Here is a 16935-nt window from a genome sequence, read left to right on the forward strand (position 1 = left end):
CTGCTGCAGGAACGTCAACCGGTAGATCTGCACGCCGGGCACCATCGTCTGGTAGCCGGGACCGCCTTGCGTCGCGATCTGGACGACGTCGAAGCTCGCCAGGGCGGCGATGATCGTGAACGTCGTGCACACGACGAGTTCGCGCCGCAACCCGGGCAGCGTCACGGCGAAGAACTCACTGACCCGCCCGGCCCCGTCCAGCCGGGCCGCCTCGTACAGCGCCGGGTCGATCTTGCCGATGCCCGCCAGCAGCAGCACCGTGCAGAAGCCGAGCATGACCCAGACTCCGATCACACCGACCGCGGGCAGAGCGAACGTGAAGTCACCGAGCCAGGCCCGTGTGTACTGATCGAGGCCGACTGCGCGCAAGACCTGATTGACCAGGCCGTCCGAGGAGTACATCCACGTCCACGCGATACCGGCCGCGACCAGCGGAAGCACCTGGGGGATGAACAGTACGACCCGGGCGGTGGTGCTGAACGCGCTGGGCTTCAGTTCGCGGATGAGCGACGCGGCGACCAGACCGAGCCCGACCGGCAGGACCGTGTAGAACACGACGAGGACGAACGCGTGCACCACGGACTGCAGTAGCTCCGGCTGGGTGAAGATCGCTTTCCAGTTGTCCAGTCCGGCAGGCGTCGCCGGCCCGATGCCATCCCAGTCGTAGAACGAGTACTGCACGGACTGGAGCATCGGGAACAGCACGAAAACGCCGTACATGCCGAACGCTGGCGCAACCCAGAGGAGCGCGCTCCAGCTCCGCCGCCGGAGTGCGGATGGGCGCCGTGCGGCGGGTTGTGGTGCCGCAGGAACGCTCGACGGGTCGGTCATAGCCGAATCCTGCCGCATCGCCTCCGGGGTCGAGACGGACAGCACCGCATCACCCCTGGGTCGGCTCGCCGCGATCATCGCCCGAGATCGCGCTCGTAGTCGGACTGCACCTTGGCCGCGAACGCCTCGGGCGTCGTCTTGCCGGCCAGCAGCAGCTGCGTCTGCGGGATGAGGCTGTTGACGTGGATCGAAGCCGTCGCATCAGCCATGAAGCCGACCAGCCCGTTGCTCTTCAGCAACTCCTGGAACGCGCTGACGGTGGCTGCGACCGCCGACCCCTCGGGCGCGGTCGGAGCCGGCGCGTCCGACGGGCCGGCCGGCACCAGCCCGCCGAGGGTGACCGTCTCCTGCCGCGCCTGCTGGTCCGTCTGCACGAAGTCCAGGAACGCGGCCGCCACGTCTGCGTTGGGTGACTTCGCCGGGATCCCCAGGTTGGCGACGGCGGTCATCGCGTACGACGGCCCACCGGCAACGCCGGGCGGGAACAGGAAAAACCCGAACTGACCGGGTCCGGTCTTGTCGAGTCCCGGAGCCTGCCAGTTGCCGCTCGGGAAGAACACGCCGTTGCCCTTGATGAACTCGGCCGGGGCCCGGGTCTGGTCGATGTCGTTCACGTCGGCCGGCAGGTATCCCGCCTGTCCCCAGCGTTGCAATGTCGTGGCGGCCTTGACCGTCGCCGCGGTGTCGATACTCGCGCCGGGTTTGGCGTAGTTCCAGTCCTGGACGGCTCGCGCGTCACCGGCGTAGGACATCACCAGGTTCTGCAGCGGATAGACGCTGCCGCCGTCCTTGCCGTTGATCATGATCGGCTGCAGCCTGGCGTCCTTCGCCTTGGCGAGCAACTGCTCGAACTCGGCGACAGTCGCCGGTGGCCGCGTCATACCGATCCGCTGCGCAAGCGCCTTGTTGTAATACACCCCGGTCAGGCCAAAACCAGCGCCCGCGGCGTACAACGAGCCTGTCCCCCGCTGTCTGCCGTCCGCCGCTACACGGGTGGAGGCGAACTGCGACTGCGGCCACTCGTTCCACCCATACGCCTGCGCATACGGGTCGAGGCTGATCAGCAGGTGGTCCTTGGTCAGGTTGCCGAGCTGCGGCACGCGGACGAGGTCGGGCACGTTGTTCCCGGCGAGAGTGCGCGCGATGGTCGTGGTCAAGGCGGCGTAGTCCTGGCTCTCCACCTTGACGGTCACGTTGCTGTGCTTGGCGTGGAACAGCTTGCCGAGAGCGGTGTAGAACGGGACGTCGACGCCGCTGGTGACGAGCAGCTTCAGGGTGACCGGTTCGCTGCCGATGCCGGTGGAGACCGGCTTGGACGGCGCCGGGCCGGCTTCGGAGTTGCCGCCGGGTGCGCAGGCGGCGAGCAGCAGGGCAGCCGCCGCGGCGACGCCGGCGGCCCGGAGGGTTCCGCAGTAATGGGTCAGCGATCGCACGAGAAGTCCTTAAGGCTCGATGGTGTGGGTTGACTGGAACGCGCGGCGTACGGCGTCGCCAGCCTTGCCAACGGCGTGATGCGCGTCGGTCATCACGGCGAACATCTCGAAGAAGCCATGGATCTGCCCCGCGTACTCGGTCAGCTCGACCGGCACGTCGGCCGCCTCCAGACGCCGGGCATAGTCCTCGGCCTCGCGGCGGAGGAAATCGTGTTCGGCCGTGATGATCGTCGCAGGCGCGACACCGCGCACAGATTCAGCGTGCAGCGGGGATACATACGACGCCTTGCGGTGTGCTGGGTCGGGGACGTACGTCGCCCAGATGTACTGGAGCCGACGGTAGCTGTTGGAGCCGAAACCCGACTGGCCCGCGAAGGTCTCGTACCGCCGCCGGAACGCGACCTTGTAGTCGGTGTTCTCGACGCTGTCGAGTACCGGGTAGACGAGGAGTTGGGCGGCCAACCGAACGCCTTCATCACGCGCTTTGAGCGCGGCAGCCGCGGCGAGGTTTCCGCCCGAGCTGTCCCCACCGACAGCCACGCTGCCGAAGTTGTGGCGTGCCCAGGTGACGGCCGTCCACGTGTCGTCGAAGCCGGCTGGAAACGGGTGCTCGGGCGCGAGCCGGTAGTCGATGGACAGGACCCCGCATCCGGCCCGGTTCGAGAGTGCCCGGGCGACACCCTCGGCGGTGTCGAGGTCTCCGTGAATCCAGCCGCCGCCGTGCGCCCAGACCAGCACCTCCCGTTCCGCACCCGTGGGCAGATAGAGCCGAGCCGGTACGCCGTCCGCGTCGACCGACTCGACAGAGGCCACCGGCGCCGGCTCGCCGGTCACGGCCAGGACCTTCGCACGTGCGTCCGCCCGCACGGCCGCGATGTCGGCGGCCCACGGGTCGGGTGATGATCCGGAGCTGTCCAGGAAGGCCTGAACCTGCTCGTGCGGCCGCAGCGCAGTGTCTTCCTCGCGGACGACCGGGGTTCCTCGCCGGGAAGCTGCACTCATGCGATCGCGCCTCTCGCCACAGTTAAGACTGAGCACTCAGTCTGTTTCGCAGAAGTTACCGAATACTCAGTCGGTTGTCTATGCTTGGCGATGACCGTCCCAACCATCGCGAGGAGATCAACCGTGTCCCCTGCCCAGAAGCCCAAGACCTCAGCGAAGGGCCTCGAGACACGGGACCGCATCGTCGACGTCGCCGTACGATTCATCGCCCGCAACGGAGCGCGCGGCACCAGCCTCGCCGACATCGCGGCCGAGGCCGGCGTGTCACAAACCGGGCTGCTCTATCACTTCCGCAGCAAGGAGGCCCTGCTCAACGCCGTCATGGATCGCCACCTGGCCTTCTCCGAGCAGTGGCTGTGGGGCGACGGACCCGACCCCGGCATCAAGATCGTCGACATCATCGCCAAGCACATGGCCAGCTGGCCCAGCCAGCACGACGGCAAGGTGGCCAGCCTGCTCGGCATGAACACCGTCGTCCTCGGCGAAAACGTCAGCCCCGACACCGACCTCCACCCACGGCTGGTCGACGGCTACCGGACAACGATCGACCGCGTGACAGCGACCCTGCGGTCCGCACAAGAGCGCGGCGAGATGCGCGATGACATCGACCCGCAGCTCAAGGCAATGGAAATCATCGCTTTCTGCTACGGCCTCGAGGCCGCATGGTTGGTGGACCCGACGATCCCCGTCGCCGCGGCGGCCGCCCAATGGGCGGCACAGCAGACCAGGCAGTTGGCGACCGGGTCGGCGACGTCCTGACGACACGCCCCCGGGAGTCCGGCACTCATCGAAATGTTCACGGGTCCGCGCTGGACACTGCCGTGCGGTGGTAGGCGACCCAGCCCCGAACGATCGGGACGATGCCCCCAGAACCGCCGCACACCCGCAGAGGGGCTGGCCGTGAATCAGTCGTTCGGCGTGGTCGGTCTCCTCGATGGTGACGTCGCTGCCGTGACTGCTGTGGAACCGCCAGCGGGTGATCACGCCGTCCGGGCCGCGGAGTTCGCCTGCGGCCAGCGCCGCGTCGATGCGCTCTCGTACGACCAGTTCGTCGGTCGGAGGCCCCAGCGACGCGCTCAAGCACATTCTCCCAGGTCGCCTCCAGCATAAGCCGGCCGAGTAAAGGGGTCGGTGCCAGAAGAGCTGCGCCTGCGCCGCCTCCGCCTGATTGCCGAATCGACCGGCGACGACCTTCCGCAGCACCTCGAGCGTTCAGCGCACCGCGACGACGATGACCTCCGCCGGGAACCGGAACCCGGCGAACGCCGACTTCGCAGGCCGCCACCGATCAGGCCTGATCGATGACTTCATCGCTCAAGTCTGCCTCGATCTTGCCAACGCTCAATGCACGGCGCCCAACTACTGGGCTCTGGCACAAGTTCCGGATCCAGGTGGCGATCTTCAGCCGGGCCTCGGTGCGGGTGCGGAACTGCTGGCGGTGGACATAATCGAACCGATGTCCCGTTCAGCCATGAACCTCTATCCCTCGAGTTCTGGCCTCCACGTTGCGAGGGGGACCGCACCGTACGGCTCTCCCGCACCGTCGCGTTCGCACGCACCCTCGCGCTCCGCGGTGCCCGCACCCACCAGCGCCGCACCTCCGTGAGCCCGAGTTCCCCCGGACCGCCAGCCCGACCCCGGCTGCCGCCTCCCCCGCTCCGGCGGCCGAGCCGACTCGAGCGATCGGCGTTCCGGATCGGTCCCGCGGCTGGTGCTCGGCACGGTCGTCGTGGTGCTGCTCTGGCCGGCGGCTGGCTGTGGACCCGACGGCTGCGCGGTCCCCAGCCCCGCTGACACGCCTGCGGCGACCGATACGGTCCACAATGGACAGTTATTGCCGATCCATGTGCAAAGTGTCACGTGTCGCAAAGCATCAGGTTGGGTAGGGCTTGAAGCGATTGGGACTGCATAGCCGGCGAAACCCTGGGGTATCTGTATGCGTTTGCGTGGCCGTAGTGTGCTGTCCGCCGTTTCGTCGCTGCTGCTGTGTGGACTGCTCGCCGGCGTGGTGGTGGCCGCTGCGACGTTCCCGGCGCTGGCCGTGTCGGGCCTGGCCGCCAAGTCCGGCGCCGACCACTTCGAGAGTCTGCCGACCACGTTCGACGTGCTGCCGGCGCCGCAGATCTCGTACGTCTACGCCAGCGACGGCAAGACGCTGCTGGCGATGATGTACGACGAGAACCGGCGGGACGTGCCGATCACCGACGTCGCGCCGGTCATGGCGCAGGCGATCGTGGCCGCCGAGGACACCCGGTTCTACCAGCACCACGGGGTGGACGCGAAGGGTGTGGCCCGCGCGTTCGTGAACAACCAGAACGGCGGCGATCAGCAGGGCGCCTCGACGCTGACGATGCAATACGTGCGGCAGGTCTCCGCCTACACTGCGCGCACGCCGCAGGAGGTCGTGGAGGCCACCGACAAGACGCCGGCCCGCAAGGTGCGCGAGATGAAGCTCGCGGTCGCGCTGGAGAAGAAACTCTCCAAAGCGCAGATCCTGGAGCGGTACCTGAACATCTCGTCCTACGGCCACGGCGCGTACGGCATCTTCGCCGCGTCGCACGTCTACTTCAACAAGGACCCGAAGGACCTCACGCTGCCGGAGGCCGCGCTGATCGCCGGCCTGGTGAAGGCCCCGACGACCAACGACCCGGCCACGGCCGAGGGCCTGCCACGCGCGCTGGACCGGCAGAAGTACGTGCTCGACCAGATGGTGACGATGGGCTACATCACCGGGCAGCAGGCCGACGAGGCGGCGGCCGCCGAGCTCACGATCGTCGGCAGGCGGACCCCCGAGGGCTGCGAGGCCGTCCAGCGCGCCGACCTCGGCGCCGGCTTCATGTGCGACTACCTGCGCCGGTGGTGGCTCGAGCAGCCGGCGTTCGGCGCCGACGCGTACGAGCGGCAGAACAAACTTCGCTCCGGCGGCTACACCATCGTCAGCTCGATGAGCGTGCAGGCCCAGGCTGCCGCGTTCAAGTACGCCCAGAACCAGCCGGGCGCCGGCAACTCCGTCAAGCTCGGCGACTCCGATGCGGTCATGCTCGCCGCGATCGAGCCGGGTACCGGGCGGGTGCAGGCCCTCGCGACGAACCGCAACTTCAGCAACGACCAGACCCACAACGGGGCCAGTACCAACCCGGCGAAGAAGGGACAGAAGGGCAACTATCCCAACACGACGGTCCCGCTCATCACCGGCGGCCCGGAGATCCTCGGCTACCAGGCCGGATCGTCGTTCAAGATGTTCTCCGCGGTCGCCGCGCTGGAGGCAGGTCTGCCGCTGTCGCATACCGAAAACGTCCAGAAACAGTTCGTGTCCGACTATCCGGTCGACCCCAGCAGCCCCACCGCCTGCAACGGGGCGCACTACTGCCCGAAGAACTCGGGTGACCAGGCCGGCGACTTCAACATGTGGCAGAGCTTCGGCATGTCGCTGAACACGTACTTCGTGCCGCTGCAGCAGAAGGTCGGCGCCGAGAAGGTGGTCGACGTGGCGCAGCGGCTGGGCATCCAGTTCCGGTCCTCGAACGACGCCAAGCTGGCGGCTGACGCCCACCAGTGGGGCGCCTTCACGCTGGGCGTGTCGGACACGACCCCACTGGACCTCGCCAACGCCTATGCCACCCTGGCCGCTGACGGCAAGTTCTGCGCCCCGACCCCGATCGTCGAGATCCGGGACTTCAACGGCAACAAGATCGACGCCGGGAGCCCGCAGTGCAGGCAGGTCGTCGACCCGGACGTGGCCCGCGCCGCCGTGGACATGGCCCGCTGCCCGGTCGGCGACCAGTCCGCGTTCAACGCCTGCCCCGACGGTGGTACGGCCGCCGGCGTCCACGGCCAGGTCGACCGGCCCGTCGCTGGCAAGACCGGTACCACCGACAGCGAGAAGAGCGCGACGTTCGTCGTGATGGCCAAACAGCTCGCGGTCGCCGGCATCGTCACCGATCCCGACAACCCGCAGACCAACAAGACGATGTCGCACCCGGTCATCAACAACGCGGTCGCATACACGCTCAAGGGCGCCCTCGCCGGCGTGCCCGCGGTGAACTTCACCGCGCCGAGCCATGCCAAGGCGTTCGGCGGCTAACCACGTCTCGCTGAGGGAGCAGAGCGGGAGCGCAACGGCTCCCCGAACGGCGCTGAACCGAGCCGAACGGCCACTGTTGCGTTTGCCGACTGGAGGGCGCGTATGCGTGAGCGCGGCCAGTCTTCAGATGGCGGCGGCGAGCTCGGTGAACGCTGCAGCGACGCGGAGCCCGCGCGGAGCGTCGAGTCCGAGTTCGTAAATGGCCGCGGCCATTAGGTTCTGCATGAAGAGGTGTGTCCGGCGATGATTGTCTGTGCGGTCCGGTCGGTCCGCAGCCCGCGCATCGGTCTGAGCCGCTGTTTCAGCTGACTATGATCGGCCTCGACCCGGTTGTCGGCATGCCGTTCGACATGGTGCCACGCCCACGGAACCAGCTCATCGAGGACCGCCGGGTACACCGACGCTGCGTCAGTGACCATCTCGGTGGGTCGCACCTTCAGGGTGGCCAGCGCCCGCCGGAAGAACCGTCGTGCTGCCTCGGCGTCGCGGCGGGCGGAGACGAGCACGTCGATGACCTGGCAGATGTCGAGAACTTGCTGGATGAGCTGTCATCCTCCAAGGCGAGGACCTCCGCTTGAATCGGGGACGCACAGTACCGCCTGCGGCTCACACAGCATCGACCTCGGCCCGGCGGGGCAACTGCCACACCGAATGCCCAACGCCCGCCCGCCGCCGAGCGGAGCATACCCTCGGGAAGATCACCGTACGGGCGTTCGCGTCAGAGATGTGTCACGGTCATCCACAGTGGACACTTGAATTGGACGGGGTGCAATCCTGAGTCAAGGTGTCGATCACGTGACGCCACGATCGCCGACGACTTACAAACGCCTGCTCAACCACACTCTCACGGCAAGCACCGACAGGCCCTCACAGACCCCTTGACTCCGCTCAACGCAACAGCGAGGAGTTCAGCGAGCACGCCGGGCGACCGTCGACGTCGCAAACCGTACGGTCGTACGGGCAAAAACGCGTGTCATGACACGATCAGAAGATTCGTAACAGTCAACAGAAAAGGCCAGCTGAGCTGGCCTTTCGCAAAGTCGGGACGGCGGGATTCGAACCCACGACCCCTTGACCCCCAGGCTCGTAACGACTCTGCTACTGAGTGTTGCCCGATGCCGGTCTATGCCCTCACGTCTTCCTGACCTCTTCATAGTACTCCTTCCCCGTGCCGACTGGTGTCGCGTCATACTTCCGTGTCCACGAGGAGTTGATCTCTGCTGTGAGCCCATTGTGAGCGCTTCCTAATCAAGTGCCGCTCGTGTTGCTGCGTTCGCGCTGCATTCGCGGTCGATCAGCGGACCCGCAGGACGGTCGTGTTCACGCCGCGTTCAGCACGCCGGCGCCCGCGTCGAGCTCCGGCGTGATGAGCCCCGCGATGTCGTCCGCGGCCTGACGACGGCGGCAGGCGTTGACCCGTGAGTAGTAGCGCATCAACGTCGCCGGGTCATGACCGAGACGCTCGGCCACCTCAGCAATGCCGTACCCGAGGTCCAGCAGATTCGACGCGACCAGGTGCCGGATCTGATGTGGGCCGAGCGGGCGCACGCCTGCCGCGACCGCGAGCTGGTTGAATCGGTGCGTGACGTTGTCCGGCCGCAACGGCTGACCCTGCCGACCGGTGAACATGTAGCCGGACACCAGCGACTTCTTCGCGCGCGGCCTGACATCGTTCAACACCGCAAGCGTCATCGGGTCGAGCGCCAGGCTGCGGACGCCGTTGTGCGACTTGGGCGGCTTCTCCCGCACCCGACTCGTCGGATCCTCAACCACCCGTTGCCGGCGAACCGTCAACACGGCGAGATCCGGCTCCAGATCACACCAGCGCAGACCACACAGCTCACCGCGGCGCAGACCCGTCGTCAGCAGCAACCGCCACAACGGATACAACCGATCACCAGCAACGAACTTATGGAACACCCGGGCCTCATCCACCGTCCACACCGGCCGCAGCTCATCGGACTCCCGAGGCTTAAGCGCACCGAGACTCCGGCCAGTCTGCTCACTAAACGCCTTCCCCAGCACAAGATGCAACGTCCGCAGCGTGGTGCGGGAGTAGCCAGCCGCCTCCAGCTGCTGGTAAGCACGCTCGACCATCCGGCCGCTCAGTCGCGACGCCCTGACCCGACCCACGTATGGATAGATCAGGCTCAGCAGGCAGCGGTAGTTGTACACCGTATTCGGCTGCAACTGCTGCACCCGCCCGACCAGCCAATCCTCACACAACGTCTGCACCGAATCGGACAGCCGCAACCTTGGCCGCTGCGCGTCACGCTGCCGACACAACCGTCGATACTCCGCCAATGCCGCCCGCTCCGTCACGAACCCGCCCCGGCGGGCCTGCATCCGCGAACCAGCACGATCCCGGCCAAGCTCCACCCGGAACCCGAACAACCCCGTCCCCGGATCCCGAACAACCACCTCAACATCGGCCACGACAACCTCCGCCGTCTCATTTTCTGAAACGGTCCCTCCAACACATCCGACCGCGACCCAGCACCAACCACAACAACACTTCACACCACCAGAGGAACCCCAGTACGAGTGAATCTCCTCGACCGATCGGCGCCAACGGCCCGACGGGCGCCCACTTATGGCCGACAAGCGCCCGCTCGATCAGGCTCGATCGCTACGGTCTCATGCATGACACCGACGGCAGCCATCCACGTAACGGCGGGATTCGTCGGTGAGGTACTGGAACCGGTCCCGATCGACGAGGCAGCGAACCGGATCCGGGTGTACTGCACGTCGCGGTACAGCGGCTGGGCCGTCTACGACCTGGCCGGCATCAGCGCACGGGCGGCCGGCCTCTTCACAGAAGTCTCGGCGTGGTCGTTGCTGTTCGCCAACGCCCTCAACGGCCGGGTGGAGATCTCACAGATCGCCGACTTCAATCGGACGCTCGGCGCGAGTTCGCCGATCGGATCGGCCGCATCCCAGTCGACCGGGATCTGCACTCCATGACCGAAGAGGAGGTTGCCGCGGTGATCCGTGCCTGCCAGTTCAAATTCAATGGCGTTGGGCGCCGAGAATCACGAAGCTGGGTGCCCTGTACAGGCCTGCCGCGATCCCGGTGCTCGACGGCTACGTCGGGATGGCGTTCGGCTACCAGCGCGACGACCTTAGCATCACGGTGCAACGCTTCGGCCTGAACCGTCAACAGCGCATCGCCGCGATCGTCCGCGCGCTGGCCACGTACCTCCACGACCATCACGAGACGATGGCGCAGCTGCGGGCGCTGGTGTCGCCGACGGTGCCCGAGCTTGCCGCAGCACCCGGACCGCAGCAGCCACCGCTCATCCCAGACCTGCGACTACTCGACATCGTCATATGGACAGCGATGGACGACCGCATCGCTACCCGCGCGGGGAAGCCACCGAAGTGGCTCGGCCGACCAGTCGGCGCCCACATCCCCAGCGAGGCCATCGCACCAGAACCCATCTATCCAGCCGGGATCAATCCACGCTGAACAGCAGCGATGCCGCCCCGTCTGGCACCCCCTCCAGGAGCGGGGCAGGAGGAATGCTTTCAACCCGCGCCCGGGCAAGCAGCACGGCCGCAGGTCTCCGATCGGCCAGCGTTGCGGCAGACGGTAGGACCGCCGGGGCGGGATCTACGATTGGCACCGTGAAGTTGGTGGCGAGTGAACCGATGCCCCTCGACCGCGCCGGCAAGGTCGATATTGTCTGCTGGATCCGGGTCTACCGCGCCGCAACCGCCGCCGTCGTGATCGTGACGGAGGTGCCCGGCAATCCGGGAAATTCGGTGACCAACGTGATCGAACGCATCGCCGCCGCGGTCATCTCCACATACCTTCCCTCGGCCCCCCAGCACATACGGTGGTTCCTCTGCTACCCCGGCGGCGTGTTCGGCACTGAACCGACCGAGTATTCCGAGGTCGTGATCACGTCGACCGGGGAGGTTCGGTGGCTCAAAGGGGGCCGCGATATTCCACGGAGCCGGATCGAGCAGGCAATCGGCGCGTCTCTGGACCTTCTGCCACCCCATGAGGAGGTTCTTGATCGGGTGCTCGCCGTCGGCGGGCAGTTGCAGGAGCAACCGCCGACAGTGCGGTTCGTCGTCGTGCCGGTCTCCGATCTGCCACCACCAAGAAACCCGTTCCAGTGCGTCCACCACGAGCGGTTCTGGACCTTCATGCGCGAGCACAGATACGACCACGACCGCGAAGCGCCGCGCGAAGTACGCGAGCACTTCTACACAACACTGACCCCGAACGACTATGCCGCGTGCCGCTACCACACGGCGGACTGGCGACGGATCGTCGACGAGGCGGTACGGATCGTCGACAACCTGGGCGACCAACCCGATGAAGGCACGATCGAGAGGGAGATCAACGGAAAGAGCCGGCCGGAAGGCGAGAAGTGGGGCCTGTGGTCGCTGCTCGGCAGCGAGGGCTTGACGTGGTCGGGTGACGACTTCACCAACGGTCAGCACCGAGGCTGTGCCATTCGCGCGTCAGGCGCGGCCAGGATCGTGAAAGTCGTCGCGGGTCCCCCGACCGGACCGCCAAATACCTGGCGTATCACCGACGACGCGTAGGTATGCCACGGCGCCTCATCGGCTCGTCGAGCGGGACAGCAGATCTTCCCGCTCCTGTGCGTATCGAGCAGCTGCGTCACATGCGATTGAAGGCCTATGGCTGACTGCCTCCATGGCATCGCACCAGCCCAAACCAACCCGCACCGTCGCGTCGACGCGCCGAAGATCAGCAGGACTCTCCTCGACCCTGGAATTGCGATCTTGGCGTCCGCTCATGCCGATGAGCGAGCACTTGATCATGGCAATACCATTGCCTCCAGGTGCATGCCCAGAGGAGAAAGAGCTGAGAACGTCAGCTCGCCGGGCGAGTTCAGAGAATGATCAACATTGATCGTCTCCAGTCCGGTGGTGCTGGATCAGCCGGACAGGCGAAGGTTGGGTCCATGCCTTGCAGCCGGGCTCGCTCGATGCGACTATCAGACACCCTCAGCACACCTCGGCAGTAGAACTCTCAAACCGCGCGACGGCGTGGGCGAGGACTCTACCTTCCCGCCCATCCGGAGCCGTCTCCGACAGATCTAACGGTGATCGTTTATGGTTGCTCGACATGCGACAAGATTGCTCCAGGAGCCGGGACTTCTGCTTTTATCCGCCTCCATTTCCTTTGCGATAACGGGGCTCGCGGCCGCATACGCTACACGCCGTTTCGACGCTGAAGTGGTGACCATAGGAGTGGCGACTGTCGTCGCGTCGATCGCTGTCATAATGTCGAAAATCTATTCGCGTCCGAGCGGTTTAGGTGACCGACACAACGATCCGGAGTGGGCGAATTTCGGCCGTTCCGTTGAACTGGAAACCGCAGTCGGACTCGCAACAAGCGACGTGTCGCAGGCAATTTCTACATTGCTTCAAAACTCGCGATTCGAGATCGTCATTGTCGGTCTGTCGTCAACTCTAGATGCACTCGCCATCGTCGAAGAGGTCCGCTCAGCAGCGCATAGAGGCGTACGCGTTCGCCTTATTGCCGAAGACCCTGACGGTAATCGGGTACGGACGCGTCGGCGGCCCGCCGCTGCTCAGCGAAAGGCCCATCAAGAGCTGCGAGAGATCGGTGTTGAGGTAAGGACTTTCACGGGCCCATTTCGAGCGAACTTCGTTGCAGTCGACTCTCGACAGATCTTGGCCAGCGTAGGAACCGGTCTCACGCACGGCAAGTCACTGTTTATTGCCGTATCAATGAGAACATCTTCTTTGCTTGCGGAAAGTTATCTCCAGTATGCAAATGACCTCTGGCGGAATTCTCGTTCGTTGGATCGCGGGGTCGACATAGGATGAGCCACCTTCCCCTTATCCTGGTTGCAATTGGTGCCGCTTTGCTGATGGTGGGCCTGACTCAACGGCTCGGATCCATTCAAGATATCCAACTCTCGGATTCCCGCAGGTTTGATTCAGACGCTTACCGGCTTGCAGACGAGGTGCGACGGCAACTCAGCCAGGTCGTATTTGCCCAGAATAGGATATCGGAAGAAACATTGAGCAAGGTTGCAGAGATGTTGTCCACTAAGGAGGACCACCGACATAGGGGAATTGACTCAGTTAAGTTGATTCGACAAATTTCGCACGCTCTTGGCACACCGCTGGCCGGAATCAAAGCCGAAGTCCAGTTGCTCGAATTGTCACAATTGGGAGCCGAAAATACGCGAAGGCTAAACCGCATTCGGACGGGTGTTGACCTTTGCCAAGCATTCCTTTTGGCGTATCGACACCTGGGCATAGTAGATGAAGGAACAAACTTTCTCGGTCGCGAAAAGCTTTCCAGCGCCTTTGAGCGGGCCGCCGAATTCTACGATTCCCGCATTGACCGCAAGGTCGTCGTGGAGGTCAGCGTTCCCGATTCTCTGCCCGGATATTCGAACTATCAGATCCTTACTGCATTGTTGCCTCTGCTCGAAAATGCAGTCCAGGGCACGACCGACAAGGCAGTCCTGGTGACACACTCGCGGGCATCAACGACAGAGAGGATCGTGATAGAGAACGCAATTGCAGACGGGCTGCCAACCGACTTCATGGCGGATGAGGTAAGCGGAAAACCCCCTCCCCATCAAGGATTGGGCATTGGCATAAGCCGGCGGTTGACCGAGTCGCTGGGCGGGACCTTAACATTCGCGCGCGAAAAAGAGCGCCTACAGATGGTTGTGAACCTACCAGCGAAGGAAGGTCGATGAGCAGCTATCGGGTCCTAGTCGTCGATGATCAAGGTAATGAAGCTCGGTCGTTCGCGGACATGATTGAGGCAAAGACCGGTCTCCACTGTGCTGCCACCGATGATCCAGAGGAAGCGGCGAGGATAGCGGAGACATCACCGCTCACCGTGCTGGTTCTCGACCAGAGCATGCCACGACTGTCGGGTACCGAACTCTATCAGCACTTGAAGCACCTCGTACCCTATGGCGCTGCGTTAATGCTGACCCAGGAAGACGATGCCGCGGCGGCTGGCATGGCAATGAGACTCGGATACAAAGAGAGACTACACAAGGCAAATATCGACGATCTTCCTGGCCTAGTGCTTCGCCTCCACATTGAAGCAACATCTAACCTGGCGAGGAGTACGCGTCCAGTCACGCTGTTCCATCGCTCGAGGTGGCCTTTCGGCGCGCGACGCGAGATCACCCTTGTCTCATTCGACCTCTTGGATGGATCGTTTGTCGACTCAAACGAATGGACCGAGTTCCTGTCCATAAACGCCGGTCAAGAGAGCAAGGTCAGCCGGCAAGAGACCTTCACGCGCACTCTGACGTTCGAAGGGGAGTCCACAGAATCAATTTCCGCCGAAGTGGGTGTTTCGGCGGCAAAGCTCTCCGGAAAACTCGCCTCTACGCTACTAGAACGAACACGAGACTCCTACGCAACCTCCACAACCGCTGTTCACCTACTTGAGGATTCCTTTAGACTTCCTCAGGAGCCATCCGATCCTAATGAGATTCACGTTCGAATGAGAAGATTTGATTACGCGCCGGTCTACCGCCGCTTTCGAGTTGTCGTCATGACACATTGTGGAAAATGCGACTCCCGGGAGTCTCTGGCGGGAATAGTGCGTTTACCTACCGAGACTGTAGCGCTGCGGCAAGTTGACTACCTAAGTGACAGGACTGTGAGAGAGCACCTTACCGGGACGCGACGGCTGCCGTTGGCGGCTTCTGCGTAGCGCTGATCACTCTGAGGTGGCTATGCGGCCACTGAAGATCGGCTGCAACCGCTCATGCCGCGATCCGCGCGGTCTCGGCTGTTAGAGCACCTGCGCCGCGGTGCTGGGTAGTCTCGTGTCCGTGTCTGACAAGGCGGAGCGACGGGCAGCGCGCGAGGTGGTGGCTGCGTACCACGAGGCCGCTCTGGGCGAGCTTGTTGCCTGCGTGGGTGAGGCTGTCGACCGCTACCGTGCCGGAGAACTCGACGCCTTCGACGTTGACCGAGTGCTGTTCCAGTACTCGCGAGCGGCGAAGGAGCTCTGGAAGTACTGCAACTACGGTCCGGTGGAGATCGCCGCGGAGGTCATCAGAGCGCAGCCGCCCGGCGACTGGTGGGAGCGGGGTGCTCCGCGGCAGCGGTCCTGACCGGGGTCGTGTAACACACTCAGGCATCCGCACATGCCGCTGTCAATGCGCCGTTGGTTATCGAGGGCTGGTCACGTTGCGCCGATGGGGCAGGGGCAGGTCTCGTCCTGGTGCTTGTAGTCGTAGGAGCGGGGATGACCGCAGTAGCAGATGCTGAGCAGCGTGTGCTGGGGGTCGGTGGACTGGTCCGGGTCAGCGCCGCATGCCGGGCACGGTGTCGGCGCGTCTGGACCGGTCACCGTCGGCGCTGAGCGGGCCCACCAGGCAACGACGCGCTCGGCCACGGAGTCGAACTCATCGTCGGCCACGTCGAGCGGCCGCGCGGCGGGCGGGCCGGCGCGACGAGCCGGTCGGAGTCGTTCGCGACCGCCACCCGCGTCCTGGCCGCCTACGACCTCCTGCAACCGACTGACCGTGGCCGGTCCCGGTGGTCCCAGGCACGACGCCGTGAGCGAGACTGAGAGCAATGCCGCTCTTACGACCTGGAGCTTTCCTATGCCGCACGGGATCGTCCGCTGGTTCGACGCCGAACGGGGGTTCGGCTTCCTCGCGCCTGAGGACGGCTCGCCAGACGTGTTCGTGCACGCCTCCGAGATCGTGGGTGAAGGCGGCCCGAAGGTGCTCCGCGAGGGCCAGGCCGTCGAGTTCGAGGCCGGCGAGAACGACCGCGGTCCCCAGGCGCTGCGCGTCCGCGTCACCGCCGAGCAGGCCGCCGGCGGCGCCGTGGGCCTGCTCGGCACGGTCAACTGGTACGAGCCGACCAAGGGGTACGGGTTCGCCTCGCCAGACGGCGGCGGCCCCGACATCTTCGTGCACAGCTCGGCCATCGTGACCGGCGGCGTGGTCAGCGACGGACAGCGGGTGGCCTTCGTCGTCGTCGAGGGCGAGCGCGGCCCGCAGGCCGCGCACGTGATCCCGCTCGGTCCTGGGGCCGGCCTGTCCGCCACGGCAGGCGGTGCCGACGGGGCGGACGGAACCGTCTCCTGGTACGACGAGGACAAGGGCTTCGGCTTCATCGCCCCCGACTCCGGCGCCGGGGACGTCTTCGTCCACGCCCGGTCCCTGGCCGAGGGCCTCACCTGGCTGACAGAGGGCGACCGCGTGGCGTACGAGGTGGTCAGCAGCGACAAGGGCCCGCAGGCCCGCGACGTGCAGCTGGTCCGAGGCGCCGAGCCCGCGCCGCCACCCGCCAGGAGTAAGCCGCCGTCACGGGGCATGCCCGCACGCGCGGGCCACGGCGTCGTCGCACGTTACGACGGCGACCGCGGGTTCGGGTTCATCACCCCGGACGCCGGAGGCGACGACCTGTTCGTCCACGTATCCGGGGTCGCCGGGTCGGAACCACTGCAGCAGGGCGACCAGGTCCGGTACACGGTGCGTCAGAGCGACCGGGGCCCGCAGGCCGACCGCGTGGAGCGCCTCTGACACCTCTGAACACATGCTCATCTGCCGCGACTCGGGCGTTGGCGCGTGC

The 16935-nt window shown here is 65.3% G+C and carries 13 protein-coding genes and 4 pseudogenes; 12 read left to right on the plus strand and 5 right to left on the minus strand.

Annotated features, from left to right (window positions below; genetic code table 11):
• The 3 genes from ABZ321_RS55055 to ABZ321_RS55065 all read right to left on the minus strand — a co-directional run.
• Positions 1-909, minus strand: a 909-nt coding sequence (locus tag ABZ321_RS55055; protein WP_354904557.1) for a sugar ABC transporter permease, incomplete at its 3' end; no start/stop codon positions are given.
• Complete coding sequence (locus tag ABZ321_RS55060; protein WP_354904559.1) at positions 906-2264, minus strand: extracellular solute-binding protein; 1359 nt, start codon at positions 2262-2264, stop codon at positions 906-908. The genes ABZ321_RS55055 and ABZ321_RS55060, both read right to left, overlap by 4 nt.
• Positions 2265-2273: 9 nt before the next feature.
• On the minus strand, positions 2274-3266 hold the full coding sequence (locus ABZ321_RS55065; RefSeq protein ID WP_354904561.1) for an alpha/beta hydrolase: 993 nt from the start codon (positions 3264-3266) through the stop codon (positions 2274-2276).
• A 123-nt stretch (positions 3267-3389) separates the two neighbouring features.
• On the opposite strand from ABZ321_RS55065, the gene ABZ321_RS55070 reads away from it, so the two are divergent.
• Positions 3390-4025 carry a TetR/AcrR family transcriptional regulator gene (locus ABZ321_RS55070; RefSeq protein ID WP_354904563.1) on the plus strand — a complete coding sequence of 212 codons (636 nt, stop codon included), beginning with the start codon at positions 3390-3392 and terminating at the stop codon, positions 4023-4025.
• A 1177-nt stretch (positions 4026-5202) separates the two neighbouring features.
• Positions 5203-7350, plus strand: a complete 2148-nt coding sequence (locus tag ABZ321_RS55075; protein ID WP_354904566.1) for a transglycosylase domain-containing protein — start codon at positions 5203-5205, stop codon at positions 7348-7350.
• 212 nt (positions 7351-7562) lie between these two features.
• Here ABZ321_RS55075 and ABZ321_RS55080 read toward each other — a convergent pair whose 3' ends face one another.
• Both ABZ321_RS55080 and ABZ321_RS55085 read right to left on the minus strand, forming a co-directional pair.
• Entirely contained in the window at positions 7563-7856 is a 294-nt protein-coding gene (locus ABZ321_RS55080; RefSeq protein WP_354904569.1) for a DDE-type integrase/transposase/recombinase, read from the minus strand.
• An 814-nt stretch (positions 7857-8670) separates the two neighbouring features.
• A complete protein-coding gene (locus ABZ321_RS55085) occupies positions 8671-9786 on the minus strand; it encodes a site-specific integrase (protein ID WP_354904571.1) in 1116 nt (371 codons plus the stop codon).
• A gap of 207 nt (positions 9787-9993) precedes the next feature.
• Here ABZ321_RS55085 and ABZ321_RS55090 point away from each other — a divergent pair, with 207 nt between their 5' ends.
• The 10 genes and pseudogenes from ABZ321_RS55090 to ABZ321_RS55135 form a co-directional block, all read left to right on the plus strand.
• Positions 9994-10314: a hypothetical protein gene (locus tag ABZ321_RS55090; RefSeq protein WP_354904573.1), complete on the plus strand. Its 321-nt coding sequence runs from the start codon at positions 9994-9996 to the stop codon at positions 10312-10314.
• Positions 10315-10423: 109 nt separating this feature from the next.
• A complete protein-coding gene (locus ABZ321_RS55095; RefSeq protein ID WP_354904575.1) occupies positions 10424-10819 on the plus strand; it encodes a hypothetical protein in 396 nt (131 codons plus the stop codon).
• 158 nt (positions 10820-10977) lie between these two features.
• The gene (locus tag ABZ321_RS55100; RefSeq protein WP_354904577.1) at positions 10978-11910 is read left to right on the plus strand and encodes a hypothetical protein; all 933 of its coding nucleotides are present in this window, start codon (positions 10978-10980) and stop codon (positions 11908-11910) included.
• A 1271-nt stretch (positions 11911-13181) separates the two neighbouring features.
• On the plus strand, positions 13182-14075 hold the full coding sequence (locus ABZ321_RS55105) for a hypothetical protein (protein ID WP_354904579.1): 894 nt from the start codon (positions 13182-13184) through the stop codon (positions 14073-14075).
• The gene (locus ABZ321_RS55110; RefSeq protein ID WP_354904582.1) at positions 14072-15055 is read left to right on the plus strand and encodes a response regulator; all 984 of its coding nucleotides are present in this window, start codon (positions 14072-14074) and stop codon (positions 15053-15055) included. Before ABZ321_RS55105 ends, ABZ321_RS55110 begins: the two co-directional genes overlap by 4 nt.
• Before the next feature lie 121 nt (positions 15056-15176).
• Positions 15177-15461: a hypothetical protein gene (locus ABZ321_RS55115; protein WP_354904585.1), complete on the plus strand. Its 285-nt coding sequence runs from the start codon at positions 15177-15179 to the stop codon at positions 15459-15461.
• A 495-nt stretch (positions 15462-15956) separates the two neighbouring features.
• Positions 15957-16154 (plus strand): annotated as a pseudogene (locus tag ABZ321_RS55120) (cold shock domain-containing protein); the annotation flags it as partial.
• 36 nt (positions 16155-16190) lie between these two features.
• Positions 16191-16379 (plus strand): annotated as a pseudogene (locus tag ABZ321_RS55125) (cold shock domain-containing protein); the annotation flags it as partial.
• Between the two features lie 18 nt (positions 16380-16397).
• Positions 16398-16622, plus strand: a pseudogene (locus ABZ321_RS55130) (cold shock domain-containing protein); the annotation flags it as partial.
• An 87-nt stretch (positions 16623-16709) separates the two neighbouring features.
• A pseudogene (locus ABZ321_RS55135) lies at positions 16710-16886 on the plus strand (cold shock domain-containing protein); the annotation flags it as partial.
• Positions 16887-16935: the final 49 nt, after the last annotated feature.

It is taken from the genome of Dactylosporangium sp. NPDC006015, assembly GCF_040614215.1.
Taxonomy (GTDB): Bacteria; Actinomycetota; Actinomycetes; order Mycobacteriales; family Micromonosporaceae; genus Dactylosporangium; species Dactylosporangium maewongense.